Raw genomic sequence first — 12241 nt, 5'->3', positions numbered from 1 at the left:
AAATCGTGGACTGAAACACATGTGGTCCCCGCCGCCGACAGCTCGCGATGCACTTCGGCCCGACACCTTCTATGAGGTGCCGGGCCGCGCATGGAGCGGTGCGACTCAGGCTTCGAGGATCGCGAAGCCCTTGTAGCCGGATTCGGCGACCTCGGTGATGATCTCGCGGTAGGCGGAGAAACCGCCGAGGAACGGCATGAACACCCGCGGACGGCCGGGGATGTTGGCGCCGAGGTACCAGGAGTTCGCGGTGTTGAGCAGGGACGCCTCGGCGCGGGTGCGGCATTCCTCGACCCAGTCGGCGACGGACTCGGGGGTGCCCTCGATGCCGGCGGCGCCGCGGTCGTCGAGGTAGGCGATGGCGTCGGCCACCCAATCGACGTGGAGTTCGGAGTGCAGCACCATGTTCGCGAGCACCGACGGGCTGCCGGGGCCGGTGAGGTTGAAGAAGTTCGGGAAGCCGTCGATGCCGAGACCGAGGTAGGTCTCGGGGCCCGCAGCCCACTTCTCCTTCAGGCTGCGGCCGCCGCGTCCGACGATCTCGAGCTTCTCGAGCGAGCCGGTCATCGCGTCGAATCCGGTGGCGAGGACGATCGCGTCGAGGTCGTAGTGCGCGTCGGTGGTGTCGATGCCGTGCTCGTCCATGCCGACGATCGGCGCGGCCTTGAGGTTCACCAGTTCGACGTTGTCGCGGTTGTAGGTCTCGTAGTAGCCGCTGTCGGTGACAATGCGCTTGGCGCCGATCGCGTGATCGGTGGGAATCAGCAGTTCCGCGATCGCCGGATCGTCGATGACGGCGCGGACCTTCTCCTCCCAGAACTGCCGAGCGGTGTCGTTCGCGGCGAGGTCGGTGAGCTGGTCGGGGAACGTCTTGGAATACAGGACGCCGCCGAGTTGCCAGCGCTCCTCGTAGGCGGCGCGGCGCTCCTCCTCGGACAGCTCGAGGGCGGAGTGGGGGATCGCGCGGTGCGGGGATCCGCCGCCGGACTCCCGCGACAACCGGCGACGCTCGGCGTAGGTCGCCTTCTGCTCGGCGCGGGTGGCGTCGTCGAGCGGGGCGTTGCCCGCGGGCACGGAGTAGTTCGCGGACCGCTGGAATACGAACAGGCGCTCGGCCTGCTCGGCGATGTGCGGGATGGACTGGATCCCGGACGATCCGGTGCCGATCACACCGACACGCTTGCCGGTGAAGTCGACGCCCTCGTGCGGCCAGTACGCGGTGTGGAAGACGTCGCCGGTGAACGTGTCCAGGCCGGCGAAGTCGGGGGTGTTGGCGTTCGACAGCGGGCCGGCGGCGACGACGAAGAAACGGGCCGACACGACGTCGCCGCGGTCGGTGCTCACCGTCCACCGCAGCGTGTCCTCGTCGAGAACCGCTGAGGTGACCCGGGTTTCGAACTGGATGTCACGACGGATGTCGAAACGATCCGCGACGTGGTTGATGTACCGGAGGATCTCGGGCTGGGTGGCGTACTTCTCGCTCCAGTCCCATTCCTGCTCGAGTTCGGGGGAGAAGGAGTACGAGTAGTCGACGGATTCGACGTCGCAGCGGGCGCCCGGGTAGCGATTCCAGAACCACACCCCGCCCACGCCGCTGGCGGCCTCGAACGCGCGCACCGTCAAGCCCTGCTTGCGGAGCCGGTAGACGGCGTACACGCCGGCGATGCCCGCGCCCACGACCACGGCGTCGTACGAGGCGGTGATGGGTGCCGAATCCTGTCCGTTCACTGAAGAGTCCTTCCATGAGCGCGAGGTGCCCGACCCTGAAGATGGACCAGACCCCGCGGTCCCTGCGATGAATCCACGCTATGGCGGGGTGGCATGCCTGGGCAGCGGACCATCCCGCCCAGCGGGTCGTTTCGGCGGAACAGGGACCTTCGGCGCTCGACGAAAACGGCGTCTTGCAGGGCGGATGTGTCCCGAGCCGGGGCGGGGAAGGTTCCCACCACGAGGGACGCAAGGGGGCCCTCCGCGACCTCGGTAACCTGGCGTCGTGCCTACCCCTACTCCTGACGCGACGAGCGCCCGCGTGGACAGTTGGACCTGGGCGGTGCGGCTGTTCAAGACCCGGTCCCAGGCGGCCACCGCGTGCCGGTCCGGTCATGTCCGGGTGAACGGCACACCGGCGAAGGCGTCCGTGCAGGTCAAGCCCGGCGACGAGGTGCGCGTGCGGGTCTCCGGTGTCGAGCGGATCGTCGTCGTGGTGCGGCCCATCGCGAAGCGGGTCGGCCCGCCGGTCGCCGCCGAGTGCATGCAGGACAACAGCCCGCCGCCGCCCTCGCCCGAGGTGATGGCGTCGCAGCCCCGCCGCGATCGTGGTGCGGGCCGGCCCACCAAGCGTGAGCGGCGCGACCTGGAGAAACTCCGCGGGTTGTAGGCCGGATCCGCGATCCGATCGAGACCCCCGGGACCGTTGACACCCCCGAGAAAGTGGCAGAGACTTTCAAAAGGGATGAGGTGCCAATTCGGAGGTTCTCTCATGATTTCGACCTCGGGTTCTGTTTCTGCCACGTCCCGCCGCCGCTGGTGGGCCCTGACGGCGCTGTCGGTCGCAGTCTTCGCGATCGGCATCGACCTGATGGTGCTCACGGTCGCGCTGCCCACGCTCGCCCGGGACCTCGACGCGACCACGTCGTCGCTGCAGTGGTTCTCGACGTCCTACACCCTGGTGCTCGCCGCGGCCCTGCTGCCCGCCGGCAGTTTCGGGGACCGGATCGGACGACGGAAGTTGCTGCTGATCGCGATGGCGCTGTTCGGTCTCGCGTCGCTCGCGTGCGCCTACTCACAGACCGGTGCACAGCTGATCGGCGCCCGTGCGGTGCTCGGACTCGCCGCTGCCGCGATCATGCCGATGTCGATGGCGGTGCTGCCGATCCTGTTCCCCGACAAGGCGGAGCAGCAGCGGGCGCTGACGATCTGGGTCACCGCCACCGCGCTCGGGTTGCCGCTCGGTCCGATCCTCGGTGGGTGGCTGCTCGGGCACTTCTGGTGGGGTTCGGTGTTTCTCGTGAACGTCCCGCTGGTGTGCGTCGGCCTCGTCGCGGTCGCGCTCCTGGTGCCCGAGTCGCGCAGCAGTGCGCCCGGACGTTTCGACGTCGCCGGCGCGCTGCTCTCCTCCACCGGGCTGCTGGCCCTGACCTACGGCTTCATCACCGCCGGCAGCGACGGCTGGGGTACCGACCAGGTCCTGGTGTCTCTCGGTGCGGGTGTCGTGCTGTTGGCGGCGTTCCTGTTGTGGCAGAGCCGGTCCGGGAACCCGATCATCGACCTCGCGCTGCTCGCCGATCGGGACTACGCGTTCGGCGCGGGGCTGACGACGCTCGTGAACTTCGTGATGTTCGGCCTGCTGTTCTCGCTGCCGCTGTATCTGGGCTCGGTGTTGGGGGCCGACGCGCTCGGTATCGGGGTGCGGTTGCTGCCGATGATCGCCGGACTGGTCCTGGGCACTCGACTCGCCGACCTGCTGGCCCGAATTCTGGGCCCGGGCACGCTCATCGCCCTCGGATTCGCGGCGCTGGTCGGAGCGTGCCTGCTCGGCACCACCATGACCGTCGACTCCGGCTACGGGCCGGCCGCGACGTGGCTGACGATCGCCGGTGTGGGGCTGGGGCTGGTGATGCCCACCGCGATGGCTGCCGCGATCGGCGCGCTGTCGCCCGAACGATCCGGGGCGGGATCGGCTCTGGTGCAAGCGCTTCGGCAGGCCGGCGGAACCATCGGCGTCGCCGTGCTGGGCACCGTCCTCGCCGCCGGCTATCACTCGCACCTGCCGTCCACGGCGCTGCCGGAGCCCGCGCAGTCCGCGGTCTCGGATTCGGTGAGCAGTGGTGTGGCCGTGGCCCGGTCGCTGAATCTGCCCACGCTCGAGGAGCAGGTGCAGGCGGCGTTCGTGCACGGCATGGTCTCGGCGCTGTGGGTCAGTGCCGCGCTCGCGGTCGTCGGCGGGGTGATCGCGATCATCGGCCTGCCTGTGCGCCGACAGGTCGAGACCGAGGCCGACTCGTCCGTCGATGAGGAACACTGGGCGCATGAGCACGTCGACTGAGCAGTTGGGACTGCGCGAACGGAAGAAGCTCCGGACGCGGGCCCAGATTCGCGAGCACGCGATGCGGCTGTTCACCGAACAGGGTTACGCCGCGACCACCGTCGAGCAGATCGCGGCCGCCGCGGAAGTCTCACCGAGCACGTTCTTCCGCTACTTCCCGAGCAAGGAGCAGTTGATCCTCATCGACGACCTCGATGCGCCGATCCTCGAGGCCGTCGCCGCGCAGCCGCCGGAGGTGCCCCCGCTGACTGCGTGTCGGCAGGCCTTCGAGCAGGTCCTGTCGGCGCTCTCGGCGGAGGAGCGAGAGGCGGAACGCACCCGGCAGCGGTTGCTGTTCGGTGTGCCCGAACTGCGCGCGGCGATGATCGGTGAGCTCACCCGATCGATCGGCGTCCTCGCGGACGCGATCGGTTCTCGCGTCGGCCGACCCGCCGACGAGTTCGAGGTTCGGGTTCTCGCCGGTGTCATCGCGGGCGCCGTGCTGGGCGCCGTCGGCGGTGATGCCGCAGATCCGCCGGATCTGGCCGTATTCGTGCGGGCGATCGAATTCCTCGAGCAGGGTATGCCCCTCTCGTGAGGTTTCAGACGCATCTCAGAATCCGGCTCTACCCTGAACTGTCGGCCGAAGAGAGTAGGTGTCTCGCACCATGACGAACCCCGAGGATCCGCGCGATCCCCGCACCCCGCAGGAACGCGCGTACGACCCAGCCGAACAGGCGCGGCCGTCGGACGAGACCGTCCAGTGGGCACGTACCGGCGACGACAGCACACAGCAGATTCCGCCGGTTGCCCCGGACCAGCCCACCGAGCAGTACTACACGGCCGATCCCTACCAGGCGTACGGTTCGCCGCCGCCGAATGCGACCCAGGCGTATCCCACGTACGACCCGCGCCTCGATCCGCAGGCTCCGCCGTCGAATCCGACGCAGGCGTACCCGACGTACTACGCGCAGGGCGGGTACCCGCCGCCCGGCTATCCGCCGCCCGGCCAGCCGCCGACCGGTGAGGTGCCGTCCATCGAGAACACGCCCGAGCACAAGCCCGGCCGCAGGGTGGGCCTGTGGGCGGCCGTCGGCGCCGGCGCCGTGCTGCTGGCGCTCGGCCTGGGCATCGGGTTCCTGCTGAACAGCGGCGGCCCCGACAACTCGACCACCGCCTCAGCCCCGTCGATCCGCACGTCGGCACCCACGGTGCCCGGGCAGCCACGCAGCACCCCGCCACCCACGTCGGCGCCCGACACGACGTCCCCGCTCGAGAGCATTCCCGGCGGTGTCGGCGAACTGATCGGCAAGGCGGGCACGGCGATGGGCACCATCACCGCCAACGACGGCGGCACGCTCACCGTCGACTCGATCGGCGGAACCAAGGTCACCGTGTTCACCACTGCCGACACCACGCTGATCTCCCTCACCGCGAACACCATCGCCGATCTGAAGCCCGGCGAATCGGTGCTGGTGCAGGGTGACAAGGTCGAGGGCGGCGCCGTCACCGCGAAGTTGATCATCGGCACGACACTTCCCAACTTCGGTAACTGACGCGCGGCACCGGATGCCCGGATCAGGCCCGGGAGTGGCTAGGCTGACCCTCGATGACGGCTATGTGGTTCGGATTGGCAGTGATAGCGCTCGCGGGTGCTGTCGCGCTGCTCTATGTCGATCGTTCGCGACGCGACCAGACCGGTCGAGTCCGGCAGATCTGGGCGAAGGCGCAGGGATACACGTACAACTCCTCCGACGAGCATCTGCCGTCGGAGTGGCATCGTGCGGCCCTGTCCAAGCAGGAGTATCTCGGTGCGGTGGACGTCGTGCGGGGTATCCGCCGGGGTGAGCAGTTCGTGCTCTTCGACCTCGAGGACACCGCCACGATCGTCGCGGTGCACCGCGAGGTGGGCTCGGACGTCGACATCGACCTGCGTCTGAAGTCGACCCCGCCGCCGCGCGACACCGACCTGAACCTGCTCGGGGCGATCGGGCCGCGCGTGGTGTTCGCGACCGATCTCGAGATCGCGCGCCGGGTGTGCGACCAGCGCATGGTGGCGTTCACCGAGACGGTGCCGCCGCAGCTGCAGATGCTGTGGAGCGAGGGCCAGTGGACGCTGGGCTCATTGCCGGTGGGCAGCTCCGGGCGGGACTGGGACGCGGCGATCGAGGCCGTGGCCCGGCTGTCGGGAATGCTCCGGGTGCTACCGCCCGCCACCGAACCGCCGGCCATGGAGCCCGCCGCGCACGATCCGGGTCGCCCGGTGGCGCAGGAGCCCGTCGAATAGCGGCCTCCGCCCCGTCCCAGTAGATTCCGCATCTGTGGTTGTTGTGTCGGGTGTTGTTCTTGTTCTTGTTGTGGCTGTAGTGAGTGCTGCGGTCTGGGTGACGGTCTCCGTCCGGCAGCTCCGCCGGACCGACGCCAGCGTGCGTGCGGCCCTCGGGTTGGTCCACGTCGAGCTCGATCGCCGGTACCAATACATCCCCGGCCTGGTCCTGGCCGCCGCGGAGACGGTGGGCCGTGAGCTCGTGAACACCGTGTCGGGGGCCCGCAGCCTGGCCATGCGGATCCGCGAGGAGGACCTCGACCCGCGCCGGCAGGCTGGCGCCGAGAATGCGTTGTCCGAGGCGCTGCAGTCCCTGCTCGCCACCGCCAACCGTTACCCGGCGCTGCGCAACGACTGGGCGTTCACGCGGCCGAGCCACGAGATCGAACAGACCGAGGCGCGGCTGGCCGGCGCGATCCAGGTCTACAACGACATGGCCGGACGCCTCGACCGCTCGCTCACGACGTTCCCGACAGGGCTGATCGCGCGCCGAATCGGGATCGTGGGGGCGCAGCCGTTCGAGGCGACGATCCTCGAGGTGCCCACGTCGGGAACGAAGGATGCGGACGCCGGGGACGACGGCGTCACCGACGTCGCGGCCTGAGGGCCGCAGGCACTGTGACCGGGCCCCCTCGCTAGGCTCGACCCGACGAAATATGTCTGACTTCGAAGGTGATGGGAGCGGCCGATGACGGATCGCGACGAGCTCGCTGCGTTGGTGCGCGAGCTGGCGGTGGTGCACGGAAAGGTGACCTTGTCCTCGGGCAAGGAAGCCGACTACTACGTGGACCTGCGCCGCGCGACGCTGCACCACCGCGCCGGCCCGCTGATCGGCAAGCTGCTGCGCGAACTGGTCGCCGACTGGGATTTCGTGTCCGTCGGCGGTCTGACGATGGGCGCCGACCCGGTCGCGATGGCCGTCATGCATGCGGAGGGACGCCCGATCGACGCGTTCGTGGTCCGCAAGGCCGCCAAGGCGCACGGCATGCAGCGCCAGATCGAGGGCCCCGACGTCGTCGGCAAGCGCGTCCTGGTCGTCGAGGACACCACCACCACCGGCAACTCGCCGCTCACCGCCGTCAAGGCGCTGCGTGACGCGGGCGCCATCGTGGTGGGTGTCGCCACCGTCGTCGACCGGGCCACCGGCGCCGACGCGATCATCGCCGCCGAGGGACTCGAGTACCGCTCGCTACTGGGTCTCGACGACCTGGGTCTGAGCTAGTTCTGAGCTAGTACTGCAACGGCACTCGTAGCGGGCCCCCGGGCTCGGTAGTGCGGTACCCGGCAATGCACTGGCTGTTCACGTCAGGCCCCCACGGGCCGTGCCGGTGGCGGCCGACCGCCGGTGCGGGATCACGCACAGGTTTGCGCGATCCCACACCGGCGACGGTCCAGTTCAGTCGTTCTTCTCGGTCAGCTCGCTACAGCATTGCGACGACGGATCATGACGAATCCGCCCGCCCCGAGTGCCAGCACTGCGCCGGCGGCGCCGGCGACGGCCGGGTTGATCATGGGTACGGCTGCGGTCTCGGCGGCCGGGTTCTCGAGGCACAGTGGACCGCCCGCACACGAAGCGGGGACTCCGGCAGGAATGTCCGCACGCTCCGACATCACCGTGACGAGGTTGTGGTCACCCTGACTTGCGTACGGCTTGACCGCGACCGCGTAGGTCACTGTCACCGACTGGCCCGGAGCCAAGGTCCCCGCGATACCGTGCACTCCGGAGCCTGAATCAGTCACGGACAGAGCCGCATTCTCGCTCGTCGGACCGGACACCAGGTCCGCGTCGTCGAGCAGACCGGAAAGCGTCAGGGCGCGATCCACCGCAATGGGTTGCTCACCGGTGTTGGTGAACGTCGAGGTGTAGTTCACGACCTGGCCGTCGGTGACCGGACCTGATGCGTCCGAGGTGTGGGTCACCTCGAGTGCGCCGGCAGAGGGGGTCTCGAGCTTCATGGAGACGTTGTCGATGTAGGAATCGAACGTCGTCCCGGTCCTCAGGCCATCGAGAAAAATATTGACGCTGCGACTGCCGGGGGGTACCGGAACCGTGATGGACTGGAGAGTGAACCCGGCGGTGTTGCCACGCTCCGCCGCGGCACCGAATGGTCCCAGGATATTGAGCATGCCCGCTTGTCCGAACCTGAAGCGCAATCTCATGCTGTCGTCGGAATCTGCGGTACCACCGAAGTAGGCCGACAGCTTCACACTCACAATTCCGGCGTCGATCTGGGTCAGGGCTGCGGCCGGCAGATTGAACGTCTGTAGCGCGCTCGCTGTGGGTTGGGATCCTGCATAGGTCATGGCGTTGTTGCCTCCGTCGAATGTTCCGACCTGGGCTCCGGTGCTGTCCACCACCGTCGGCGACACGCCGATGTCGGCATAAGGCGCGCCGGCAATGTTCACGTTCTTGAACCAACCCCCGCCGCCCTCGCCGTCGCCGTTGACCACCAGTTCCCCGGGAAACGTGTCCAGGGGTACTGCGCTCGACGGGGCTGCTGTCAGCATTCCTGCCGCACCTGCTGTCACGGCAACGAGCGCCGCACCGACCATGCGCCGGACCAACGAATTCACCTTCACGAAGTTCGCTCCATTCTCATGCGGCGTCATGTGCGCATGGAACGCGCTGCACTGCCACTGAATTCGACCTTCGCAGAATAGGGATCTCGCTGGCGGTGGGCGGCACGCGCAGGGTCAAGAGTGCGCGATCCCGCACCCGCCGTTCGCGTTACCGCACTACGGTGCGCCGTCCACTGGAGTCCACTCACGACGAGGACCACGGGCGCGCCGCCCCGGCATCGACCAACCCACCCAATCGATCACCGAACCGGGCACAGACCTCCGAAAACGACACGGTCGCCGCAACCTCTCGGATCGAGAGTGTTGCGACGACCGCGTGAACCCGAGCGTGCGAAGGAACCCTTCAGCCGTTCAGCGTCAGGGGACGAGGAAGAAGGCGCTGACCGTCCCGTAGCCCGCCTGCGGGCGGAGTTCGTTGTACCACGGGCTGACCGGGCTCACCCCCATCGTCAGCGACGCGACCCCGGAACCGGGATTGATCTCCGTCCGGACGGTCTGGCCCGAGACCGCGAGAAGTTCGACGTCCTTGACCTGTCCGGCGAGGCGTCCGAAGTTCCATCCGACGCTGACCTTCACCTTGCAGACCGGATTCTGGGCCCAGCCCGGGCCGATGCCGTTCATGCCGCGCGGCGTGAAGGCGATGGTTGCGAGTCCCCGGCGTGCGGGATCGGTCTCGACGACGGTGTCGATGAGGCCGTTGCAGAAGTCGTTCTGCCCGAGCACCGGCAGAGTGGGCCCGTTGAACGTCGCGTGCACGAGCGGCGCGGGCGCCGGTGCGGCGCTCGCGGTTCCGGCGACGCCCGTGATTGCGGCCGCCGCGACAGCCGCGGCGCCGAATGCGCGCACGGCAAAGCTACGAAGCTTCATGTGAATCCCCCGTTGTTTCGATGTGTTTCGTTCCCCCGGCTGCCGGGTCGTCCGAGACGCCGCGACAGCCTCGAGCATGCTCACACAGAACGCGTTCCGACGCCAAACCGGGTGGTGGGTGGGGAATCGGGGGAGGTCGCATATCGTGATCCGATGCCGATCCGGAAGACGCGGACGACCCTGTCCGACGGGCGCGAGCTGATCTACTTCGACGACACCGAGCCGTATGTCGGCGGGGACGCGACCCGTGAACTGCACGACGGGCGCGGCCTGACGCCGGTCACCGCGCTGTCGACGATGCGCTACGACGTGCTCTCGGGGGAGTGGGTGACGCTCGCGGCGCACCGGATGGACCGCACGTTCCTGCCGGCGGCCGACGAGTGTCCGCTGTGCCCCACCCGGCCCGGACATCCGGCGACCGAGATTCCCGCCGACGACTACGACGTCGCGGTGTTCGAGAACCGCTTCCCGTCCCTCGCACCCGGTGCGGTGCTCGACTCCGATCACGTTGACGGAGTGACGCTCTGGCCGCAGCGGCCCGCGGACGGTCGATGCGAGGTGGTCTGCTTCACCAGTGACCACGACCGTGCGTTCGCCCAGTTGCCGCTCTCCCGTGTGCGCACGGTGCTCGACGCCCTCCGAGACCGGACACGCGAACTGTCGGCGCTGCCGGGTATCGCGCAGGTCTACTGCTTCGAGAATCGCGGCGAGGAGATCGGGGTGACGCTGGCGCACCCACACGGGCAGATCTACGCCTATCCGACGCTGCCGCCGCGCACCGCCGCGCTGCTGCGACAGGCCGAGCAGCACCGCACCCGCACGGGACGTTCGCTCCTGCGCGACGTCCTCGACGCCGAACGCCGCGCCGGCACCCGGGTGGTCGTGGAGGGGGAGCACTGGACGGCGTACGTGCCGGCAGCCGCGCGCTGGCCGGTGGAGTTGCACGTGGCGCCGCACCGGGACGTCGTGGACCTCACCGAACTCGACGACGCCGAACTCGACGAACTCTCGCACCTGTACCTCGACCTGCTGGGCCGCCTCGACCGGTTCTTCGACGGTGTCGACCGTCTGCCGTACATCGCCGGCTGGCACCAGGCGCCGGTCGGCGAGGGGCGCGAACTGGGAAGGCTGTACCTGCAGGTCTTCTCGCTGATGCGCTCACCGCACCGGATGAAGTTCCTCGCCGGCTCCGAGTCGGGGATGGGCGCGTGGATCAGCGACACCACACCCGAACGCATCGCGGCACGATTCCGTGAGGTTGCTCCGTGACCGCCTCATGGTTCCGTGCGGAGACCGACGGCGCGCTGTCCGCGGCGGCGGGCGAGTTCTTCCGGGTCGAGTTCGGGGCGGACCCGGCCGGTGCCTGGGCGGCCCCCGGCCGGGTGAACCTGATCGGCGAGCACGTCGACTACGCGGGCGGTCTGTGCCTGCCGATCGCGCTGCCGCACAGCACGGTTGTGGCGGTTTCGCCGCGAACGGACGGGCTGATCCGGGTGCGCTCCACCGACGGCGCCGGGTGGGAGGGGCGCCTCGACGACGTCGGACCCGGCCGCCCGCACGGCTGGGCGTCGTATCCGGCCGGCGTGGTGTGGTCGCTGCACGAGAGTGGGCTGCTGCCGGACGGATTCGGCGGCGTGGACGCGGCATTCGTGTCGACGGTGCCGATCGGGGCGGGACTGTCGAGTTCGGCGGCGCTGGAGTGTTCGCTGGCGCTCGCGCTGGCACCCGACGCGGACCGCGCGGACCTGGCCGCAGTGTGCGTCCGCGCCGAGAACGACATCGCGTTGGCTCCGACGGGTGGCATGGACCAGGCGGCGTCGCTGCGGGCATCGGAAGGTCATGCGCTGCTGCTCGATTCGGATTCGGGTGCGATCTCGCACGTGCCGTTCGCGCCCGAGGGGCTGTCGCTGCTGGTCGTCGACACCCGCGCCCCGCACCGCCTCGTCGACGGGCAGTACGCGAAACGTCGGGCCGCGGTGGAGCGCGCGGCGCGCCGGCTCGGAGTGCCGCTGCGTGATCTCGCCGACCGCGGCCGCGGCGGGATGGACGCGGTGCGGGGGTTGAAGGACGACGTGCTGCGCCGCCGGGCGTGGCACGTGATCAGTGAGATCGCGCGCGTCCGGCTCGCCGTGGAGGCGTTGGAGTCCGGCGACTTCGCCGAGTTCGGGCGCCTGCTCTACGCGTCGCACATGTCGCTCGCCCGGGACTTCGAGGTGTCGTGCCCCGAACTCGACAACGCGGTCGAGAGCGCCATGATCGCCGGGGCGCTGGGTGCACGGATGACCGGCGGCGGGTTCGGTGGATCGGCGATCGCGCTGATGCCGACCGGCCGCGTGGACGAGGCGACCGAGACGATCCTGCGCCGTGCACGGGAGCGGGGCCTGACCGAGCCGGCCTTCGCGACCGTCGCCGCGTCGTCCCCGGCGCACCGGCTGCACTGACCT

Annotated in this window: 12 protein-coding genes; 9 read left to right on the top strand and 3 right to left on the bottom strand. The window is 69.2% G+C overall.

Annotated elements, in window-relative coordinates:
- Nucleotides 1–105: 105 nt before the first annotated feature.
- Nucleotides 106–1728, bottom strand: coding sequence for a flavin-containing monooxygenase (locus tag J2X34_RS02605; RefSeq protein WP_429516048.1), 1623 nt, complete (start codon nt 1726–1728; stop codon nt 106–108).
- Nucleotides 1729–1993: 265 nt separating this feature from the next.
- On the opposite strand from J2X34_RS02605, the gene J2X34_RS02600 reads away from it, so the two are divergent.
- From J2X34_RS02600 to pyrE, 7 genes are all read left to right on the top strand, one after another.
- Nucleotides 1994–2377, top strand: a complete 384-nt coding sequence (locus J2X34_RS02600; RefSeq protein ID WP_114721581.1) for an RNA-binding S4 domain-containing protein — start codon at nt 1994–1996, stop codon at nt 2375–2377.
- A 102-nt stretch (nt 2378–2479) separates the two neighbouring features.
- Nucleotides 2480–4045 (top strand): DHA2 family efflux MFS transporter permease subunit, encoded by a 1566-nt coding sequence (locus J2X34_RS02595; protein ID WP_114721583.1) that lies wholly within the window; start codon nt 2480–2482, stop codon nt 4043–4045.
- Nucleotides 4029–4622: a TetR family transcriptional regulator gene (locus J2X34_RS02590; RefSeq protein WP_254622639.1), complete on the top strand. Its 594-nt coding sequence runs from the start codon at nt 4029–4031 to the stop codon at nt 4620–4622. The genes J2X34_RS02595 and J2X34_RS02590 overlap by 17 nt, the downstream gene beginning before the upstream one ends.
- Before the next feature lie 70 nt (nt 4623–4692).
- Nucleotides 4693–5580, top strand: coding sequence for a DUF5666 domain-containing protein (locus J2X34_RS02585; RefSeq protein ID WP_114721586.1), 888 nt, complete (start codon nt 4693–4695; stop codon nt 5578–5580).
- Between the two features lie 62 nt (nt 5581–5642).
- Entirely contained in the window at nt 5643–6311 is a 669-nt protein-coding gene (locus J2X34_RS02580; RefSeq protein ID WP_114721588.1) for a hypothetical protein, read from the top strand.
- 79 nt (nt 6312–6390) lie between these two features.
- Nucleotides 6391–6954, top strand: a complete 564-nt coding sequence (locus J2X34_RS02575) for a LemA family protein (protein ID WP_258557852.1) — start codon at nt 6391–6393, stop codon at nt 6952–6954.
- An 84-nt stretch (nt 6955–7038) separates the two neighbouring features.
- Nucleotides 7039–7572 carry an orotate phosphoribosyltransferase gene (gene pyrE / locus J2X34_RS02570; protein WP_114721592.1) on the top strand — a complete coding sequence of 178 codons (534 nt, stop codon included), beginning with the start codon at nt 7039–7041 and terminating at the stop codon, nt 7570–7572.
- Nucleotides 7573–7763: 191 nt separating this feature from the next.
- Here pyrE and J2X34_RS02565 read toward each other — a convergent pair whose 3' ends face one another.
- Together J2X34_RS02565 and J2X34_RS02560 are read right to left on the bottom strand one after the other, a co-directional pair.
- Nucleotides 7764–8960 (bottom strand): hypothetical protein, encoded by a 1197-nt coding sequence (locus tag J2X34_RS02565; RefSeq protein ID WP_429516047.1) that lies wholly within the window; start codon nt 8958–8960, stop codon nt 7764–7766.
- 327 nt (nt 8961–9287) lie between these two features.
- Nucleotides 9288–9797 carry a hypothetical protein gene (locus J2X34_RS02560; RefSeq protein WP_114721596.1) on the bottom strand — a complete coding sequence of 170 codons (510 nt, stop codon included), beginning with the start codon at nt 9795–9797 and terminating at the stop codon, nt 9288–9290.
- Between the two features lie 153 nt (nt 9798–9950).
- On the opposite strand from J2X34_RS02560, the gene galT reads away from it, so the two are divergent.
- Both galT and galK read left to right on the top strand, forming a co-directional pair.
- Nucleotides 9951–11066 carry a galactose-1-phosphate uridylyltransferase gene (galT, locus tag J2X34_RS02555; protein WP_114721598.1) on the top strand — a complete coding sequence of 372 codons (1116 nt, stop codon included), beginning with the start codon at nt 9951–9953 and terminating at the stop codon, nt 11064–11066.
- On the top strand, nt 11063–12238 hold the full coding sequence (galK, locus tag J2X34_RS02550; protein ID WP_429516046.1) for a galactokinase: 1176 nt from the start codon (nt 11063–11065) through the stop codon (nt 12236–12238). The genes galT and galK overlap by 4 nt, the downstream gene beginning before the upstream one ends.
- Nucleotides 12239–12241 lie beyond the last annotated feature (3 nt).

Source organism: Rhodococcus sp. BE178 (assembly GCF_050433545.1).
Classification (GTDB): Bacteria; Actinomycetota; Actinomycetes; order Mycobacteriales; family Mycobacteriaceae; genus Prescottella.
The sequence above is the reverse complement of the archived record's forward strand: the minus strand, read 5'-3'. Positions and strand labels throughout refer to the sequence as shown.